21 protein-coding genes are annotated in these 18,554 nt (G+C 67.8%); 1 reads left to right on the forward strand and 20 read right to left on the reverse strand.

All coding sequences use genetic code 11. The features are described from left to right. The 16 genes from DDZ14_RS19485 to ruvC form a co-directional block, all read right to left on the reverse strand. Positions 1-119: formate--tetrahydrofolate ligase (locus tag DDZ14_RS19485; protein ID WP_146193140.1), on the reverse strand; the 119-nt coding region annotated here is incomplete at its 3' end. Between the two features lie 250 nt (positions 120-369). Then, entirely contained in the window at positions 370-1,539 is a 1,170-nt protein-coding gene (locus tag DDZ14_RS16870) for a sugar-transfer associated ATP-grasp domain-containing protein (RefSeq protein ID WP_109426153.1), read from the reverse strand. A gap of 207 nt (positions 1,540-1,746) precedes the next feature. Beyond that, on the reverse strand, positions 1,747-3,666 hold the full coding sequence (gene ftsH / locus DDZ14_RS16875) for an ATP-dependent zinc metalloprotease FtsH (RefSeq protein ID WP_109426198.1): 1,920 nt from the start codon (positions 3,664-3,666) through the stop codon (positions 1,747-1,749). A gap of 77 nt (positions 3,667-3,743) precedes the next feature. Then, on the reverse strand, positions 3,744-4,970 hold the full coding sequence (gene tilS, locus DDZ14_RS16880; RefSeq protein ID WP_109426154.1) for a tRNA lysidine(34) synthetase TilS: 1,227 nt from the start codon (positions 4,968-4,970) through the stop codon (positions 3,744-3,746). A gap of 29 nt (positions 4,971-4,999) precedes the next feature. Continuing rightward, a complete protein-coding gene (gene ybgF, locus DDZ14_RS16885; RefSeq protein ID WP_109426155.1) occupies positions 5,000-5,839 on the reverse strand; it encodes a tol-pal system protein YbgF in 840 nt (279 codons plus the stop codon). A gap of 19 nt (positions 5,840-5,858) precedes the next feature. After that, complete coding sequence (gene pal / locus DDZ14_RS16890) at positions 5,859-6,368, reverse strand: peptidoglycan-associated lipoprotein Pal (RefSeq protein ID WP_109426156.1); 510 nt, start codon at positions 6,366-6,368, stop codon at positions 5,859-5,861. Positions 6,369-6,443: 75 nt separating this feature from the next. Beyond that, complete coding sequence (gene tolB / locus DDZ14_RS16895; RefSeq protein ID WP_109426157.1) at positions 6,444-7,781, reverse strand: Tol-Pal system beta propeller repeat protein TolB; 1,338 nt, start codon at positions 7,779-7,781, stop codon at positions 6,444-6,446. Further along, a complete protein-coding gene (locus DDZ14_RS16900; RefSeq protein ID WP_109426158.1) occupies positions 7,778-8,935 on the reverse strand; it encodes a hypothetical protein in 1,158 nt (385 codons plus the stop codon). The genes tolB and DDZ14_RS16900 overlap by 4 nt, the downstream gene beginning before the upstream one ends. Positions 8,936-8,944: 9 nt before the next feature. Beyond that, on the reverse strand, positions 8,945-9,415 hold the full coding sequence (gene tolR / locus DDZ14_RS16905; RefSeq protein ID WP_109426159.1) for a protein TolR: 471 nt from the start codon (positions 9,413-9,415) through the stop codon (positions 8,945-8,947). A gap of 2 nt (positions 9,416-9,417) precedes the next feature. Then, positions 9,418-10,113, reverse strand: coding sequence for a protein TolQ (gene tolQ, locus DDZ14_RS16910; RefSeq protein ID WP_109426160.1), 696 nt, complete (start codon positions 10,111-10,113; stop codon positions 9,418-9,420). 114 nt (positions 10,114-10,227) lie between these two features. Next, positions 10,228-10,629, reverse strand: a complete 402-nt coding sequence (gene ybgC, locus DDZ14_RS16915) for a tol-pal system-associated acyl-CoA thioesterase (protein ID WP_109426161.1) — start codon at positions 10,627-10,629, stop codon at positions 10,228-10,230. Further along, positions 10,626-11,255 carry a hypothetical protein gene (locus DDZ14_RS16920; RefSeq protein ID WP_109426162.1) on the reverse strand — a complete coding sequence of 210 codons (630 nt, stop codon included), beginning with the start codon at positions 11,253-11,255 and terminating at the stop codon, positions 10,626-10,628. Before DDZ14_RS16920 ends, ybgC begins: the two co-directional genes overlap by 4 nt. Positions 11,256-11,324: 69 nt before the next feature. Then, complete coding sequence (gene ruvB, locus DDZ14_RS16925) at positions 11,325-12,347, reverse strand: Holliday junction branch migration DNA helicase RuvB (RefSeq protein ID WP_109426163.1); 1,023 nt, start codon at positions 12,345-12,347, stop codon at positions 11,325-11,327. A 70-nt stretch (positions 12,348-12,417) separates the two neighbouring features. Next, on the reverse strand, positions 12,418-13,287 hold the full coding sequence (gene htpX, locus DDZ14_RS16930) for a zinc metalloprotease HtpX (RefSeq protein ID WP_109426164.1): 870 nt from the start codon (positions 13,285-13,287) through the stop codon (positions 12,418-12,420). A gap of 60 nt (positions 13,288-13,347) precedes the next feature. After that, complete coding sequence (gene ruvA, locus DDZ14_RS16935) at positions 13,348-14,019, reverse strand: Holliday junction branch migration protein RuvA (protein ID WP_109426165.1); 672 nt, start codon at positions 14,017-14,019, stop codon at positions 13,348-13,350. Next, on the reverse strand, positions 14,016-14,531 hold the full coding sequence (gene ruvC / locus DDZ14_RS16940; protein ID WP_109426166.1) for a crossover junction endodeoxyribonuclease RuvC: 516 nt from the start codon (positions 14,529-14,531) through the stop codon (positions 14,016-14,018). Before ruvC ends, ruvA begins: the two co-directional genes overlap by 4 nt. A 329-nt stretch (positions 14,532-14,860) precedes the next feature. Here ruvC and DDZ14_RS16945 point away from each other — a divergent pair, with 329 nt between their 5' ends. Then, on the forward strand, positions 14,861-15,061 hold the full coding sequence (locus tag DDZ14_RS16945; protein WP_109426167.1) for a DUF1127 domain-containing protein: 201 nt from the start codon (positions 14,861-14,863) through the stop codon (positions 15,059-15,061). A gap of 97 nt (positions 15,062-15,158) precedes the next feature. Here the strand turns inward: DDZ14_RS16945 and DDZ14_RS19770 are convergent, their stop codons facing one another. The 4 genes from DDZ14_RS19770 to rpsD form a co-directional block, all read right to left on the reverse strand. Then, positions 15,159-15,509 carry a hypothetical protein gene (locus tag DDZ14_RS19770; RefSeq protein ID WP_158275555.1) on the reverse strand — a complete coding sequence of 117 codons (351 nt, stop codon included), beginning with the start codon at positions 15,507-15,509 and terminating at the stop codon, positions 15,159-15,161. 62 nt (positions 15,510-15,571) lie between these two features. Continuing rightward, positions 15,572-16,447: a 50S ribosomal protein L11 methyltransferase gene (locus tag DDZ14_RS16955; RefSeq protein ID WP_109426169.1), complete on the reverse strand. Its 876-nt coding sequence runs from the start codon at positions 16,445-16,447 to the stop codon at positions 15,572-15,574. Positions 16,448-16,521: 74 nt separating this feature from the next. Beyond that, a complete protein-coding gene (locus DDZ14_RS16960) occupies positions 16,522-17,769 on the reverse strand; it encodes an MFS transporter (RefSeq protein ID WP_109426170.1) in 1,248 nt (415 codons plus the stop codon). 154 nt (positions 17,770-17,923) lie between these two features. Then, positions 17,924-18,544 carry a 30S ribosomal protein S4 gene (gene rpsD / locus DDZ14_RS16965; protein ID WP_109426171.1) on the reverse strand — a complete coding sequence of 207 codons (621 nt, stop codon included), beginning with the start codon at positions 18,542-18,544 and terminating at the stop codon, positions 17,924-17,926. Between the last annotated feature and the right edge of the window lie 10 nt (positions 18,545-18,554).

An 18,554-nucleotide genomic window follows, 5' to 3' on the forward strand; every position in this document is an offset into this window, starting at 1 on the left:
GCCTTGTCATGACCGAACGGCAGAAGATGCTCGCTCGGTATGTCCAGCTTCGCCCCGATCTCCTGGATCGGCTTCTTCTTCGCTTCCCGCGCGATCTCGATATCCGTCTTGTAAGCCATGACTGTCCCTTTGCCGTCGCTGAACCGGTGTTTCGGTATGCAACGGCCTATAGCGGCGAAACGCTACCCCGCTCACCGAGGATTCCGACCTTTTGCGGGCGGTATACGTCGAAATCCATGCGGCGGCGTGTCAGATCGGAAACCCGGCGCGGCGAATGCCGCGATGCGACTGGGAATCCTGTGCCGGAATCATGATTTTCGCTGGCCGGAAACCCCCGGCCGGGCGCGCTCCGAAACCGGCGCAGGCGGATCAGGCAGCTTTCCGGGCCTTCGCCGCCGCCCCGTGGCGGGCGAAAACCCGCTCGAAGACCGGGCGGAATTCGGCGTTCAGCACGCCGCGGCCGCTGGCAAGCTGGTAGAGGCCGTGAAACGGGCTGGTGTTGCATTCCACGATCACAGGGCCGTCGGCGGTCATGCCGATATCCCAGCCCAGGATGCCGAACTCCGGGAAGACGGCATGGCCTTGGCACACGAGGTCGACCGCGGCATCCCAGTGCGGGATGCGGAAGCCTTCGACGGGCTTGCCGCTGACAGGATGCTCGCGGAGGATCTCGGCCTGCGGACCGGTGCCGCGCTGGCAGCGCCCTGCGGTCCCGTCGGCGGGGTCGAGCAGCGCGATCATGCTTCCCGGCTGCCAGAAATTGTCCGACATCGCAGCGGGCGCCGGCAATTTCCACAGCGCGTAGAGCAGCGCCGGCGCGGACGCGCCATCGGCAACGGTCACAAGCCGCAGAGTGCCAAGCGCGGGACCGGCCAGCGCCGTCATCTGGGGGTGCTGAACCACCGCGGATTGCAGCACGACACCTGAGTGATGGTCGCCCAGCAATTCGTCGATGAACCGGTCGAGCGCGACCTCCACGCCATTGCCAAGCATCACGCGCCGGGCCGCGCCGTCCACTCCGGCGATGAAGGCGGAACCGACGCTGCGCGAGCCCGCGACCGGCTTGGCGAAGAGCGGATAGCGCGCGTCGTTCAGCAGGAAGGACTCCACCGCCGCACCATCGCGGAGCCGAGGGATGCGACCGGTATGGCGCGGCGTGGCCACCACTGCCTGCGTCTCGGTTGCGGGCAGTCCGAGCCGGGCCATGAGTTCCGGGTAAAGCACCTTGTCGTCGAGAAGATGCGCCATCTGCATGACCGAAAGCGGCGACAGCCTTTCGTTGAGCCGGTTGCTGCCGCGCTGCCCTACAAATTCGCGCTTCCGCTCCCTCGGCAGGTTCGGCAGGTAGAGTTGACCGGCGAAATATTCGTGAAATCCGATGCCGTTCTCGCCGCGGCTCAGGCGCATCATTTCGGTGAACTGGCGCAGCGGGCTGACGCCGTGGTCCCGCGCCACCTGAACGACCATCGCGCTGGTCGGGTTGCGGGGCTCGGCCGGCGCGGCCAGGAGCGCCTTCTCCATCGTCGCGGTTTCGGACATGCCTGCTCTCCCGTTCTCGGTCGGATGTTTTCCTGGCCGGACTATGGGCCGGAAAATGCGGCGAAGTTCGGGCAGTGATCGTACAATGCTTGGGTTTATGGGGCATTGTCCCCGTATTGGCGACGGATCGTCGGAGTAGTCAGGATATGAAAAAGACGCCGCGGAGCGGCTCCGCGGCGTCCCTGATCCGTGCTCCGGCCCAGCCCGTCAGGTCGGCTCGGGCTCCATGCCGTCATCGGATTTCGGCGGCTTGGGCTTGCTGGTCTTCGGGATCGCCGTGACCGAGGGGCTGTTACCGCTCGGCGGCAGGTCGTCCTCGTCCGCGCCACGGTTGAGCGGCTCGCCCGCGATCACCTTGCGGATCTCGTCGCCGGTCAGCGTCTCATATTCCAGAAGCCCCTGCGCAAGGCGTTCGAGATCGTCGGATTTCTCGGTCAGGATGCGCTTGGCCGTATCGTAGCCTTCATCCACGATTTCCTTGACCTTGTCGTCGATGATTTTCTGGGTCGCCGCCGAATGGTTCGTACCGCCGCCGTATGGCCCGAGGAAGGACTGCTGCTCGTTGGCGTAATCTATATAGCCCAACTCCTTGGCGAAACCGAACTGCGTGACCATCGCCCGCGCGATCTTCGAGACCTGCTGGATGTCCGAGGCCGCGCCCGACGTCACATTCTCCTTGCCGAAGATCAGTTCCTCGGCCACGCGCCCACCCATCGCCATGGCGATCTTCGACTTGTACTTGGTGTAGGTGACGCTGAGTTGGTCGCGTTCCGGCAGGCTCATCACCAGGCCCAGTGCGCGCCCGCGCGGAATGATTGTCGCCTTGTGAATCGGATCGTGCTGGGGCACGTTCAGCCCGACGATGGCATGGCCCGCCTCGTGATAGGCGGTCAGCTTCTTTTCGTCCTCGGTCATGACCATCGACCGGCGCTCGGCGCCCATCATGACCTTGTCCTTGGCGTTCTCGAAATCCTCCATCGTCACGAAGCGCCGCCCGGTGCGCGCGGCCATCAGCGCCGCCTCGTTGACCAGGTTCGCCAGGTCCGCACCGGAGAAGCCGGGCGTGCCGCGCGCAATGATGCGCAGGTCCACATCCGGGCCGAGCGGCACTTTGCGGGCATGGACGCCCAGGATTTTCTCGCGGCCCTTGATGTCGGGATTGGGCACCTGCACCTGGCGGTCGAAGCGGCCGGGACGCAATAGCGCGGGGTCCAGAACGTCGGGCCGGTTGGTGGCCGCGACGATGATGACGCCCTCATTGGCCTCGAACCCGTCCATTTCCACCAGAAGCTGGTTGAGCGTCTGCTCGCGCTCGTCATTGCCGCCGCCATAACCCACGCCACGCGACCGGCCGACCGCGTCTATCTCGTCGATGAAGACGATGCAGGGCGCGTTCTTCTTGGCCTGTTCGAACATGTCACGCACGCGGGAGGCGCCGACACCGACAAACATTTCCACGAAATCCGAGCCGGAAATCGTAAAGAAGGGCACGCCTGCCTCGCCCGCGATGGCGCGGGCCAGCAGGGTCTTGCCGGTGCCCGGCGGGCCGACCAGCAGCGCGCCTTTCGGGATCTTGCCGCCGAGACGCGAGAATTTCTGCGGGTCGCGCAGGAACTCGACGATCTCCTCAAGCTCTTCCTTGGCCTCGTCGATCCCGGCCACGTCGTCGAAGGTCACGCGGCCGTGCTTCTCGGTCAGCAGCTTGGCCTTGGACTTGCCGAAGCCCATCGCGCCGCCCTTGCCGCCGCCCTGCATGCGGTTCATGAAGAATATCCAGATGCCGATCAGCACCAGGAAGGGCAGCCAGAGCGACAACATCGACAGGAAGCCCGATTCCTCCTGCGGCTTGGCCTCGATGGCGACGTTGTTTTCCAGCAGCTTGTCAGTAACATCCACGCCGCCGGGCTTGACGGTCATGTACTGCGAGCCGTCGCCGCTGCGGATGTAGATCTTCTCGCCGTCGAGCGTGACGCTGCTCACTTCCCCGGCCTCGACGCGTTCGACGAATTCCGAATAGGTCACGCTGCGTGATGCCGTTGTGGCCTGATCGTTGCTGAACAGGTTGAACAGCGCCACGATCAGCAGGAACAGAACGACCCAGAAGGCAATATTCCGCGCGTTTCCCACGAAACTCTCCTCACGTTTGATTGGCCGCACGCATTCGCGGCAGCCGTAGACCTAAAATAGAGATCGGGGGGCGCAGTTCAATGCGATAATATTGCCGAATGGAATGAATCCGGCCCCGGATCGAGCCGCGCGGTCCAGTCCGAGCGTTCGCCGGCGACCGGTGCGGCCACCAGAGCCGTGCCGCGCCAGACCGCCGGCGTGGCCATCAGAGCGGCGCGGGGAATTCCGGTGTCGCGCCAGTTCGCGCAACCCTCAAGCCCACGCTCACCGAGCGCAGCAACATGCAGGCCGGTTCCCTCCGGTCCCTCGACGCGCCACCGCCCGTCCCAGAGCGCCCCCACCGGCGCGGTGATCTGCGCCAGCGCGGCAACTTCACGCATGATCCGGATATCGCCCCGCGCCACGGTGACTGTGCAGCCGTGAAGTGTGCCGCCCCGCCCGGCCAGAGCGTCGGCAAAAAGCCGCTCCAGAGCCACAAGGCGTGGACGGTAGGGCGCGCGCGCCACCCAGCACAAGCCATGTGCCAGCAGTCTCAGCGCGATCTCCTCGGGCTGCCGGGCCAACCCCTCCCGCTCGAGCCGCACCGTCCCCCAGCCTGTCGCCTGCGCCAGATACTGTGCGGCGGCCACCGTCTGCGCCTCCAGCGCGGCACGGGCGCGCGCCATGCGCCGCGCGGTCGCGGCGAGCCCGGCGCGCTCGATCCCCAGCGGCGCCAGCGCCTCAAGCATGCGGCGCGCCTTGACCCGGTCGAAGCGGGTATCCTCGTTGCTAGGGTCGTCGGCCCAGGGCAGGCCGCGGGCGCGCAACTCGTCGCGCAGCTCCGCGCGCGGCACATCGAGCAGCGGCCGCAGCCAGACGATGCCCTGTGCCCGGCGGCGCGGCGCCATCGCTGCCAGCCCGTCGACACCCGAGCCCCGCGCCAGCCGCATCAGCAGCGTCTCGGCCTGGTCGTCCTGCGTATGGCCCAGCGCCACCGCCGGAATGCCACGATCCCGCGCCCAGCCGGCGATCAGGCCACGGCGTCCGCGCCGCGCTGCATCCTGCAGATTGCCGCTGCCATCCCAGCCCTGCCAGCGAAGCACCGTATGCGGCACACCAAGCTGCGCCGCCACACGGCCAGCCAGCGCGGCTTCCTCTGCCGCGGCCGGGCGCAGCCCATGATCGACGCTCACCGCCTCCAGCGCGACGCCCGCCTGCACCGCCCAGTCCGCCATGAGCGCCAGAAGCGCCACGGAATCTCCGCCGCCGGAAACGGCCACACCCAGCCGGCCGGGCGGCAGCCCGTCCAGACAGGCCTGGATCATGTCCGGAAACCGGGCGGTCGGGCCTTGCGTCACTGACAGCCCAGATCGCTCATCTCGGCCTCGGCCTCGGCGGCGAACTCGCTGCCCTGAAATCGCGCCGGCACCTCGGCCAGCGTCAGGCAGGCTTCCTCGCGCTGGCCGATCCGGTCGAGACCCACGCCCAGCTTGTAGAGCGCCTCGGGCGCCATCGGGCCGTCCGGCGCGCCGGAGAAACTCTCCAGATAGGCGCGCGCGGCGCTGCTCCAGTCCCCGGCCGCGGCATGGGCCTCGCCGCGCCAGAAATGCGCCTCGCTCGACAGGCCGCCGCCGGGATAGTTCACGGTGAAGCGGCGGAACGCCTCCGCCGCCGCCTCATATTCGCCGTGGTCATAGGCTTCCATCGCGGCATCGAAATCGGCCTTCTCGCCAACCGCCAGTTCCGGCCCGTCGCCACTGCCGGTGTCCGTGTCGGGCAGCGCGCCGACAATGCCATCCGACCCGCCGGGCAACTCGATATCCTCACCGCCCAGCGTCGTCGTCTCACCCAGCTTGGAGACATCGCCGCCTTCGAGCTCGACCAGCCGGAACTCCAGGTCGCCGATGCGCCGGGTGCCGTCCTCGACGATCCGGTTGATGCGGAACTCCAGTTCCTCGGTGCGCGCGGTCAGGCGGCGCAGCTCGGACTCCAGCCTGTCGACCCGGTCGAGCATCGTCGCGCCGCCGGTATCCACCGAAGGCGCGCCGGTGGTGGAGAGCTGCCGCTTGAGCCGCTGCACCTCCACATGCAGGATGGACATCTCCTGCCGGATATCGGCCAGCGTCTCTTCGCGCGATTGCGCGGCGAGCGGCGCCGAAAGCAGGATCAGCAGGACGGCGGCAAGACGCAACATCGCTCTGACCTCCGGACCGTCAGCTCGACGCGCCGGACGAGAGCACCGTCACCGCGCGCCGGTTCTTGGAATAGCATGCCTCGGTGGAACAGATCTCGATCGGGCGCTCCTTGCCGTAGCTGACCGTGCGCAGGCGCGAATCGGCCACGCCGCGCGACACCAGGTAGTCGCGGACCGCACTGGCGCGACGGGCGCCCAGGGCGAGGTTGTATTCGCGTGTGCCCTGCTCGTCGGCATGGCCCTCGATGATCGCGGTAAATTCGGCGTTCTGCATCAGCCAGTTGGCCTGACCGTCGAGCGTTGTGCGGGCTTCCTGCGTCAGGGTGCTTTCGTCCACCGCGAAATGGACGCGGTCGCCGATCGTTTGGTTGAAATACTGCGGCGAGGCCGGGTCGTAGACGCCGCCGGCGCCCGCGCCGGTGCTGGCACCGGGTGTGTCGCCGTAGCCGCCATCGGCGCCGAAGCCGCCGCCACAGGCGGCAAGGCCAAGGGTGGCGGCGAGAAGCAGGCTGGATGTGAGGGCTTTCATGGGTCTGGTCCTTGTTTTTCTGTCTGCTCGGTTAATCGTGCTTATAGCATTTCGCGGGCCGGGTGGAAACGCGCCTCATTGCAGAAGCGGCGACCAGGACGGGTCGGACGCGGCCTGCGGCGTAGGCACCCGTTTCAGGTTGCGCCCTGATATGTCCACCGACCAGAGCGACGGCGCGCCGTCGGCCCCCGCGGACTGGCGGGCGAACATGATGACGCGCCCGTTGGGCGACCAGGTCGGCCCCTCGTCGAGGAAGGACGAGGTAAGTAGCCGCTCCTCCGACCCGTCGGTGCGCATGACGCCAATATGGAACCGGCCCTGGTTGATCTTGGTGAACGCCACCAGGTCGCCGCGTGGCGACCAGACCGGGGTGCCATAGCGGCCCTGCCCGAAGCTGATCCGCCGCGCCTCGCCCCCGCCGGCGGACATGATGTAGAGCTGCTGCGAGCCGCTGCGGTCGGACTCGAACACGATGAACCGCCCGTCGGGCGAGAAGCTGGGCGCGGTGTCGATGGCGGCGGAATTGGTCAGTTGCCGGCGCTCACCGGTATTGATGTCGAGCGCGTAGATATCCGTGTTCGACCCGCGCGAGAGCGAGAAGATGACCGTCCGCCCGTCGGGCGAGAAGCGCGGCGCGAAGGTCATGATGCCGGGCTGTTCGTCGAGCGCCCGCTGGCTCATGTTGCCGATGTCGAGCACGTAGATGCGGGGAAAGCCGCTCTGATACGAGGTATAGAGCACGCGGCGCCCGTCGGGCGAGAAGCGCGGCGCGATCACGATGGAGTTGTCGCCGGTCAGGAACTGCACGTTCGCCCCGTCGTAATCCATGATCGCCAGCCGCTTGAGGCGATCGTTCTTCGGCCCGGTCTCGGAAACGAATACCACCCGGCTGTCGAAATAGGCCTTCTCGCCGGTGATCCGGCTGTAGACCGCATCGGCCACCTTGTGCGCCATTCGCCGCCAGCTTGCCTCCGGCCCGCCGAATTGCAGCCCGTCGCCCAGCGGCGCCTGCGCGAATACGTCGAAGAGCCGGAATTTCACCGTGAGCTGCCCGTTCGTCAGCCCGACCGCCCCGGTGATCAGCGCCTGCGCGTTGATCGGGCGCCAGTCGGAATACTGGACCGGCGAGGCGAAATTCGTCACCCGCGCGATATGCGCGCTGGCCGGGATCTCGCGGAAGAGCCCGGTGCCAGCCAGGTCGGCTGCCACGACGCGCGCAATCTCGGCGGCATAATCGCGGGCCGCCGGGGTCTCGGGCACGAAATCGGGCACCGCGAAGGGCAGCGGCTCGATCACGCCCTCGGTGATCTCGATCCTGAGCGGGCCGTCGCGCTCCTGGGCCAGGGTCGCAAGCGGCGCGGAAAGCGCCACCAATGCAGCCAGGGCCAGGCTCAGTCTTCGCAGAGGTGTCATCTGATCCTCATCCTCTCGGGGTTGAATGTCATCTCGACGTCACGCCAAGTGTCGTATTTCTCGGCCGGCAGATCAAACCCGCGCGCCCCGCAGCGGATGATTGCGCGGCGCGCCGCCTCGTAGGCCTGCTTTGCCGCGGCACCGTCGCCGCCGGTGGCGGATATCTGGCGGATCGACTCGGTGCGCGGGGTGCCATCGCGGTTGAGTTCCACCCCGACCGTCACCGTCACCCGCAGCGCGTCGGACGAGAGCGCGCCGACATTCCAGCATTCCTGCACCGCCAGCCGCAGCCCCTCGCGCTCGCCACTGGTCAGTGGCGGGCCGCGGCGGGTCGCGGGCTCGCGCGCGCCGCCCTGGGGCGCGGGTTCCTCGCCGATATCGGCGGCGATGGCCGCGGCAATGGCGTCCTCTTCGCTGGGTGCGGGTTCGGGTTCGGCCTCCGGTTCGGCGGGCTCCGCCTGTGGCTCGGGCACCTGCGCAGGTTCGGGTTCGGGCGTTGGCCGGCGCTCGGGGCGCGCCCGCGGCCGGGCGGAGACCTGCGGCGCGGCATCCGGTTTTGCCTCGGCCTCGGTCACGATCTCGCGCGCCGCCGCTTCGGGCGCCACGGCCTCCTCCGGCTCGGCCGGGCTTTCCGCGCTTTCCTCGGGCGTCGCGGCCTCGGTCTGCCGCTCGGCGCGGGGCATGTCCGGATCGGGCTCGGGTGTGGGCACAGGCGCCACCCGGTCGGCGGGCTTCGGCGCCGCTTCCTCGGGAGCCAGGACCGCAAGCTCGTCTGGTTCGGGCGGCGCGGGGGGCGCCGGCGGCTCCACCTCCGCCTCGGTCTCGGGGCGCTCGCGCACGGCTTCCGTATCCGGGCTCGCCTCCGGCGTCTGCGGGGCGTCGGGCGTGTCGGCGGGCGAGGTTTCCGGCGCGGTCTCGGGCTCCGGCAGACCGGCCGTGTCGTCCTCGATCTCCGGCGCGGCCTGATCGGGCACCGCGACCGAGGCCTCCGGCGCGTCCGAGACCAGCGCCGCGAACTCGGCGTCCGACATGATCGAAACCTCGGAGACCTGCAACTCGGCCGATTTGTCGGCGCGAAAGAACGTCCCGCCCAGGATGATCCACAGGATCAGGGCACCGTGGACGGCCCCCGAGATCTTGACGCCGGTATCCATCCGCCCGCCTCAGCCGTCCTGCCCGTCGAGCCGCGGCCCGCCGGACTCGGTCACCAGCCCGATATTGCGGAACCCGCCGGCATTAAGCGCCCCCATGACCTGCATCACCGCCTCATAGGGGATGACCCCGTCGGCGCGCAGGAAAATCTTGTTGTCGGCGCGCTCCGCCTGGATGGCGCGCAGTTTCGGGATCAGCTCGCCGCGCGCGATCTCGGTCGTCTGGACCAGGAGCCGCCCGTCGGAGGTGAGCGTGACCGTCAGCGGATCATGCTCCTCGCTGGGCAGCGGGCTGGCGGCGGTCTCCGGCAGTTCCACCGGCACGCCCACCGTCAGCAGCGGCGCGGCCACCATGAAGATGATGAGCAGCACCAGCATCACGTCCACGAAGGGCGTGACGTTGATCTCGGACATCGGGCGGCGGCGCACATTGCGCCGGCCCCGTCTGCGGCTGCCTCCCTTATCGAGTACCCCGGCCCCCATGGTCAGCCGTCCAGCTGGCGCGACAGGATGGTCGAGAACTCGTCGGCGAAGGCCTCATGGTCGGAACTGATCTTGTCGGCGTCATTCGACAGCTTGTTGTAGAAGATCACCGCCGGAATGGCCGCCAGCAAACCCAGCGCCGTGGCGACCAGCGCCTCGGCGATGCCCGGCGCAACGACCGCCAGGTTGGTGTTCTGCTGCATCGCGATTTCCTCGAAGGCGTTCTTGATGCCCCAGACCGTGCCGAAAAGCCCGATGAAGGGCGCGGTCGAACCCACCGTGGCCAGCACCGTCAGCCCGGAGTTGAGCCGCTCGGTCTCGCGCGCGATAGCCACGTCCATCGAGCGTTCGATGCGCGCCTGAGCGCCCATTATCAACTCCCCGTCGGAACGGTGCGAGCGGTGCCATTCGACCATGCCGGCACCGAATATCCGCTCCGCCCCGCCGCTGGAGGCCTCGCCGATCTTCTCGTAAAGCTCGTCCAGCGGCTCGCCCGACCAGAAGGCGCGGTCGAAAATCTCGGCATCGCGGCGCGCCTTCCGGTAGACGATGAACCGCTGGATGATGATCGCCCAGACCCAGAACGAGGCGACAATCAGGATCATCATCACCAGCTTTACCGTGAAGGAGGCGCGCCAGAAGAGCGCGAACAGCGAAAAGTCGATATCCTGCGCGGCGGCAAGGGCTTCTGTTTCCATGGGACCTGCTCATTTACCCGTGTCAGCCCCCGTTTTCCGGGCGGCTTTGTGATTGGTGCCGAAAATAGCCGCTTTGCCGGCGGAATGCCAATAAACTCGACGCGGACGGGGGAATTATTGCGTCTCCTGCGTCAGAATGCGGCGGATATCCGCTGGCAACCGCGCCGGGCGGCCGGCGCCGGTCAGCGCGACGAGCGTAACGCGCGAGCGGAAGAGCGGCTCACCGCCGCGCAGCACGTCCTGGCAGAGCTGGATGCGCGCGGCGGTCACCGCTTCGGGCGTCGTCTCCACAACCAACTCGTCGTCGAACCGCGCCGGCGCCAGGTAATCCGCCTCCACCCGGCGCACCGCAAAGACGATCCCCGCCTCCGCCTTGAGCCGCGCCTGGTCGATCCCCAGCGCCCGCACCCATTCGCTGCGCCCGCGCTCGATGAATTTCAGGTAGTTGGCGTAATAGACGATCCCGGCCAGGTCGGTATCCTCGTAATAGACGCGGAGCGGGAAGAGATGCGTCATTTCACGCCGCCCCCCAGCCGCGCCGCGAGGCGCAGCGCGTGGCACGTGTCGCCGGCCATCGCGGGCATCGCCGGATCATAGCCCGCGCGGATCACGTCGGCGATGGCGGGGCGCAGCACGGTCACGCCCTCGGGCGTGCGCGCCAGCGGGCTGCGGCCGATGAAAGCCGCGTCCGACCACAGCAGGATCGTCTGCACCGCCTGGCTCAGCGCCAGCATCTCCGCCGGCTGTTCGCTCAGGTCGGCATCCATCCGCACGAAGACGAATGCCGCCATGATCGCGCCCGCCGCGTCGAAGCGGAAGCTGCGGTACTGGTTGGCGCCCGCCTCCTTGAGCCGCTCCACCAGCGCCCCGAGATCGGGGATCAGCCGGTCGAGATCGGGCACTTCCTCCAGTTCGTCCCAGTCGCGCAGGAAGAAGATCATCAGATTGGCGCCCAGTTCCGGGTCGGTCTCGGCCGTTCTGTGGCCGGCCAGGGCCACCACCGCCTCCACCGCGCCCTTGACGATGCCGAGCGTGGCGTCCTCGACACCGAAGACCACCGGCACGATGGGCCGCCCCCAGCGCGCGAAGAGATAGGTGCCGTCGCTGCGGGTGAAGAGCGCCTCGATCTCCTCTGCCGTCATGCCCGCCCTTTCTTCTTGCCTCAAATATCCCCGCGCGGAGCGCATTCATCCACGCGGCGCAAGCCGCGCTCAGCCGTCGAAGAGATCGCCGCCGCCCGGTGCGGCCATGCCCAGATGGCTCCAGGCGCGGGCCGCCAGCATCCGGCCGCGCGGAGTGCGTTGGATCAGCCCCTGCTGTAGCAGGAAGGGCTCGATCACCTCCTCGATGGCATCCCGGCTCTCCGAGAGCGCGGCGGCCAGTGTCTCGACCCCGACGGGGCCGCCGGAATAATTCTCGGCCATAAGCCGCAGATAGCGCCGGTCGGCGCCGTCGAGCCCCAGGTGATCCACACCGATCCGGGTCAGCGCATCGTCGGCCAGCGGCTGGCTCACGCGCCCGTCGCCCTCGACCACCGCGAAATCCACGACCCTGCGCAGAAGCCGCCCGGCGATGCGCGGCGTGCCGCGGGCGCGGCGCGCGATCTCGCGCGCGCCCTCGGGCGTGGCGTCCGCCCCCAAAAGCCGCGCCGCGCGGGTCACGATCTGATCGAGTTCCGCAGTGCTGTAGAATTCCAGCCGCGTGGGGATACCGAAACGGTCGCGCAGCGGCGTGGTCAGGAGCCCCAGCCGCGTCGTGGCGCCGACCAGCGTGAAGGGCTGCAGCTCGATGCGCACCGTGCGCGCCGCCGGCCCCTCGCCGATCACCAGGTCCAGTTCGAAGTCCTCCAGCGCCGGATAGAGCACCTCCTCCACCACCGGGTTCAGCCGGTGGATCTCGTCGATGAAGAGCACGTCGCGGGCTTCGAGATTGGTCAGGATCGCGGCCAGGTCGCCGGGACGGGCCAGCACCGGGCCGCTGGTCATCCGGAAATTCACCCCCAGCTCGCGCGCCATGATCTGCGCCAGCGTGGTCTTGCCCAGGCCGGGCGGGCCGTGGAAAAGCACATGGTCCATCGCCTCGCCGCGGCGCCGCGCGCTCTCGATGAAGACCGCAAGATTGGCCCGCGCCGCGGCCTGGCCGATGAACTCGTCCAGCCGTTGAGGGCGCAGGGCGCGGTCGGCATCCTCGGGGCGCGGCTCGGGGCGCAGGGCGGGATCGGGCTGGTCGGTCATGTGCGGCCTTGATGCTTGCGGGGGAGACTCTCAAGCCAAAGCCGGCCAAGCGCAAGACCCCGTGCCCGTCTCACGCCCAGGGCCCCCGCACCGCCGCCTGCCCCATCTCGCGGGCGAGCGCATGCAGCGCGGCGACGCGGTTCCCGGTCGCCGGATGGGTCGAGAAGAGCCGGTCATGCGCATGCGCGTGCAGCGGGTTGATAATGAACATATGCGCCGCGGCCGGATTGCGTTCGGCCGCCGGGTTGTCGATCCGCGCCGCGCCGCCCGCGATGCGCTCCAGCGCCGAGGCCAGGGCCAGCGGCTGGCCGCAGATCTCCGCGCCGCGCCGGTCGGCGGCATATTCGCGGGTGCGCGAGATCGCCATCTGCACCAGCGCGGCGGCGAGCGGGGCCAGGATCATCATCGCAAGGACGCCGACGATGCCCAGCGGGTTGTTGCGGTTTCCGCCGAAGAAGATTGCAAAATTCGCCAGCATCGAGATTGCCCCGGCGAAGGTCGCGGTGATCGTCATGATCAGCGTGTCGCGGTTCTGGATATGTGCCAGTTCATGGGCGATCACGCCCGCCAGTTCGTCGCGGTCCAGCCCCTGCATCAGCCCGGTCGTGACCGCCACCGCGGCATTTTCCGGATTGCGCCCGGTGGCGAAGGCGTTGGGCTGCGGCGTCTCCATGACATAGACGCGCGGCATCGGCAGCCCGGCGCGGCCGGCGAGATCGCGCACCATGCCGACGAGCTGCGGCGCGCTCTGCGCATCGACCTCGCGCGCGCCCTGCTGGCGCAGCACCATCTTGTCGGAATTCCACCAGGCAAAGAGGTTCATCCCCCCGGCCAGGACCAGCGCGATGACGATCCCCGCCTCCCCGGCCAGCAGGAATCCCACGCCCAGGAACAGCGCCGTCATCGCGGCCATCAGCATCGCGGTGCGCATCATGCCCATTGCCAGATCCTCCGCATTGAAACCAGGGCGGATATGGGCACGCCTCGCCGCCCGCTCAAGTCAGCCCCGCGGAGCCAGCGCGCGCAGGGCGGCGCGGATCAGCGCGGGTGTCTCCTCCGCGCCCTCGCCTGCCGCCCCGGCTATGGCGGCGGCGGCCTCGCCGTGGCCATAGCCCAGATTGACCAGCGCCGATAGCGCCTCGGCCTGCGCTGCGGCCCGGCCCGGCGCGGCCTGTACGGCCAAGGCGGGCGGCGCGGCCGCCCCGATGGGCTCGACCAGCGCACCGGAAGCGGATGCCGGAGGCGGTCCTCCCGCGCCCAGAGCCATGACTTGCGGGGCCTTCTCCTTCAACTCGTTGACGACGCGCTGCGCGATCTTCGGACCCACGCCCTGCGCCGCCTTGACGGCGCTCCAGTCGCCCAGCGCGATGGCGCGCGAGGTTCCCTCCTCGCCCAGGGCGCCCAGGATCGCCAGCGCCGCCTTCGCGCCCACCCCCTGAACCGAGGTGAGCAGCCTGTACCATTCGCGTTCCTGCAAGCTCAGGAAGCCGAAAAGCTGCAACAAATCCTCACGCACCAGCAATTCTGTGTAGAGCGACGCCGCCTCGCCCACGCCCGGCAGGGCGGCCAGCGTGCGCTCCGAACAGGTGACGACATAGCCGACCCCCTGCACATCGAGCAGCACATGGTCCGGCCCGCGATGGTCGATGCGCCCCGAAAGCCGGCCGATCATGCGCCCGCCCCCCCGGCGCGCGCCAGCGCCGCGTCGAGCCGGCCGGCGGTCTGCATGTGATGGGCATGGCAGAGCGCGATGGCCAGCGCGTCGGCCGCGTCCGGGCCTACGGGCTGCGCGCCGGGCAGCAGCATCCGCACCATGTGATCGACCTGCCGTTTGTCGGCATGCCCCACGCCGACCACGACCTTCTTGACGGTGTTGGGCGCGTATTCGGCCACTGGCAGCCCCGCCTGCGCGGGCACCAGCATGGCCACGCCCCGCGCCTGCCCCAGTTTCAGCGTACCCGCGGCGTCCTTGTTGACGAAGGTCTGCTCGACCGCCGCCGCGTCGGGGCGATGCGCGGACAGGATGTCGGTCAGTTGCGCATGCAGGCTCAACAGCCGCTCGGCCAGATCGTCGCCCGCGGACCGGCAGATGCCATTGGCGACATGCACGCATTTCGACCCGTTGAGATCGACCACGCCCCACCCGAGGACGCGCAAACCCGGGTCGATGCCCAAGACGCGCATATGCTGCTCCCTGCCGTTCTTGCCCAGTGTTTTCCTTCGACTAGCACGAAACAGGAACACTGGAAAGTGCGCAGTTCCGCCATGCCGTCCGTCAGGACCAGCCAGGACCGCGCCGCGCATCCGTTTTCCGACGCTTCGCGATACGTCAACGACACGTCCAAGTGGCTTTGAAGAAAGGATTTTATCACAATGCCCCGACCGCCTGCGACCTATGCAGATAGTGCAATACAGGATTGCCAAAAGGAGCATTGTGCGCGGTCTCGTTCGAGCCTACCTGCCGATCAGGAAAAGTACAAATCCATCACTCACGTCGCAGAAGGATCGCAACAATGGCCGTTTTCGAGTACAGCCGCTCCGTGCGCGAGGGTGGGTCGCTCTTCAACCGTGCGTCCTCCTTCGCCTATCACATCACCGGCGCCGTCGTCGCCTGGAAGAATGCGCGCCAGACCCGCAAGGAACTCTCCCGCCTGTCGGACCGGGAACTGGCAGATATCGGCCTGAGCCGTTCGGACATCGACAGCGTTCGCTGATACCGCAAAGCGGGTTTCGTACCTCGCGCCCGCTGCAAGGCCGCGTCCCCCTGGGGGGCGCGGCCTTTTCCATTCGGGACCGGGTCCGGAGACAGGCTCAGAGACGGGCCAGGTTCACCAGGAAGGGCCCGATCGTGTCGCGCGTGTAGATCGTGACGGGATCGGGCGCCATCAGCCTGGCGCCCCAGGCTTCATAGCCCTCGCGCGCGCTCAGCGCCTCGACCTTCTCCAGATATGCCTCGGTGCCCAGTTCGGACATCAGCGCCGCCTTCATACCCACGAAGACCATGCCGACGATCAGCAGACCGCGCAGCGGCAGGCGCAGGCCCCGGCGTTCGGGATCCCTGGCACGCGACCTGCCGAATAGCCCGCGCCGGGCGCCGTGGTGCCCGCCGTGCTCGATACGCGATATCCTGTCGTGGAACGACTTGAGGTTCGCATCGGCCATAATACAGCTCCAAATGCGCCCCCACGCGCGTGTTTTATAGCCGATTCTCCGCTCCGCGCCAATCAGCCGTGTGGTTTTAGCAGCGTGAGTGTTGTCCATTCGCCGATTTCGACCCGGTTGCACAGACCGAACCCCGCCGCGTCGTAGGCGGTCAAGACCGCCTCGGCCTGATCGTTCAGCAGCCCCGAGAGGATGACATGACCGCCCGTCGCGCAGGTGGCCGCCATGTCCGGGGCAAGCTCGACCAGCGGCCCCTTGAGGATATTGGCGAAAATCAGGTCGAAGGGCGCGGCTTCCCTGAGCCGGGGATGATCGAACCCCGCCGCCTCCAGACAGATCACCTTGTCCGCAAGGCCGTTCGCGGCGGCGTTGGCCTGCGCGACCTCGACCGCGACCGGGTCGATATCGCTGGCCAGAACGGGATGCCCCCAGATCCGTGCCGCCGCCATCGCCAGGACCGCCGTGCCGCAGCCGATATCGGCGGCGATGCGCGCCTCCACGCCCGCCGCGACGAGCCGGTCGAGCGCCTGAAGGCAGCCCTTCGTGGTGCCGTGATGGCCGGTGCCGAAGGCCATTGCGGCCTCGATCAGCAGCGCGACCGCACCCTCGGGCACCCGGCCGGCGTCATGGCTGCCATAGACGAAGAACCGCCCGGCCGTCACCGGGGCCAGTTCCCGTTTCACATGAGCAACCCAGTCGGTTTCCGGCACTTCCGAGACCACGAAAGTCCGCGCGCCGAAGGCCGCCGCCAGCAGGTCGAGCGCCGCCGCATCCGGTGCCTCGGCAAAATAGCCGCCCACCTCCCAGAATCCCGATCCGTCCTCGATCTCGAAAATGCCAACGCCGGTGGGTTCCGGCTCCAGCCGCTCCAACGCCTCGACGAACGCCTCGGCCGCCGCTTGGCCGGGCAACGTGGTCAGGGCGGTGAATGTGGGCATGGGGCTCTCCAGCCGGATGATGACCGACCCCGATTAGGCCCGCGCCCCGGTCCCGTCAAGCGCGCGCCGCGGCGTCATTCCGCGGGCGCGGCCAGCAGCGGCGCGAAGACGGTCTCATGCCCCGGACCGGGATGGCGCGGGATCATCAGCGCCAGTGCCAGCGAGACCAGCGCCATCGCCGCGGCCAGGACGAAGACGCCCCCCGGCGCCACCACCCAGAGATAGCCCAGCGCGCCGGGCAGCACGACCGCGGCGATATGGTTGATGGTGAAGGCGACAGCCGCTGTGGGGGCGATGTCGCCCGGATCCGCGATCTTCTGGAAATAGGTCTTCAGCGCGAAGGCCAGCGCGAAGAAGAGATGGTCGATCACATAGAGCGCGGCCGCCAGTACCACGCCCCAGCCGAACCAGTAGATCCCGCCATAAGCCAGGAAGACCAGGATCAGCCCGAAATACTCAAAAATCAGCGCGCGGCGTTCCCCGAACCGTGCGACCAGCCGGCCCATGAGTGGCGCGAAGGTCATGTTGGCCACGAAGTTGATGATGAAGAGCGCCGTCACCTCATGCACCTCGAAACCGAAGCGTTCCACCATCATGAAGGCGGCAAAGACCACGAAAATCTGCCGCCGCGCGCCCGACATGAATTGCAGCGCATAATAGAGCCAGTAACGCCGCCGCAGAACGAAACTCTTGAGTTGCGGGTTCGGCGCCTCGAACTGCGGAAAGGCGGCCAGACAGTAGAGCGCGATGGCCGCCGTCACCCCGCCCGCGATCCCGTAGACCAGACCATAGGACAGCTCGAAAGCCTTCCAGGTGACCACGAGCGTGCCGTAAGAGACCAGCGACGCGCCCGACCCGATCGCCACGATCCAGCCAAGCACCTGCGGCGCACGGTCCTTTTCGATCCACTGCAATTGCAGGGACTGGTTGACCGTCTCGAAGTAATGGAAGCCGATGGAACTGACGAGCGTGGTCATCAGGAGCCCCTGGAATTCCGGGAACTGCGCCACCACCGCCGTGCCCGCCCCGAGAGCGATGAGCGAGATCAGCGCCAGGACCTGCTCGCGGATCAGCACGATCAGCGCGATCACCCCGATCGCCAGGAAGCCGGGGATCTCGCGCACCGTGTGCAGCCAGCCGATCTCCACCCCTGAAAAGCCCGCCGCCTCGATGACGAAATTGTTGAGCAGCGCCGACCATGTGGCAAACGCGATGGGCATTGCAGCCGCCATCAGGCACAGCAGGAAGACCGGCCGCCGGTGGAACGGATAGCGCTGCGCCTCGGCCAGCGCGACCTTGGAAAGACGGGGTCGGTTCAGCATGGACATGCAGATAGAGGCTTTTTCGGGCTTTGGCGAGAGGCCGTATCACCCGCTTTGCAGACATGTGTTGTGCGATTTTGCCCGAACCGATGGCGCAATGGAAAAGGGCCGCCCCCGGCGGGACGGCCCTGAAAACTTGCTCCGCTTCGGCGGATCAGTTCATGGCGTAGAATTCGACGACCAGGTTCGGCTCCATCATCACCGCATAGGGCACGTCGGCCAGCGACGGGGTGCGGGTGAAGGTCGCGGTCATCTTGGAGTGATCCACGTCCAGGTAATCGGGCACGTCGCGTTCGGCCAGACCCACGGCTTCCAGCACCAGGCCAAGCTGCTTGGAACGCTCGCGCACCTCGATCACGTCGCCTTCCTTGACGCGGTACGACGGGATGTTGACGCGCTTGCCGTTGACCAGCACATGGCCGTGGTTCACGAACTGCCGCGCGGCGAAGATCGTGGGCACGAATTTGGCGCGGTAGATGACGGCGTCGAGGCGCCGCTCCAGCAGGCCGATCAGGTTCTCGCCGGTGTCGCCGCGCACGCGCTCGGCCTCGGCATAGATGCGGCGGAACTGCTTTTCGGTCAGATCGCCGTAATACCCCTTCAGCTTCTGCTTGGCGCGCAGTTGCAGGCCGAAATCGGACATCTTGCCCTTGCGGCGCTGACCGTGCTGGCCGGGCCCGTATTCGCGACGATTGACGGGGGATTTCGGGCGGCCCCAGATGTTTTCGCCCATCCGGCGGTCGATCTTGTACTTGGCAGAGGTGCGTTTGGTCACCGTCTGATCT

The organism is Maritimibacter sp. 55A14, assembly GCF_003122205.1.
Taxonomy (GTDB): Bacteria; Pseudomonadota; Alphaproteobacteria; order Rhodobacterales; family Rhodobacteraceae; genus QEYE01.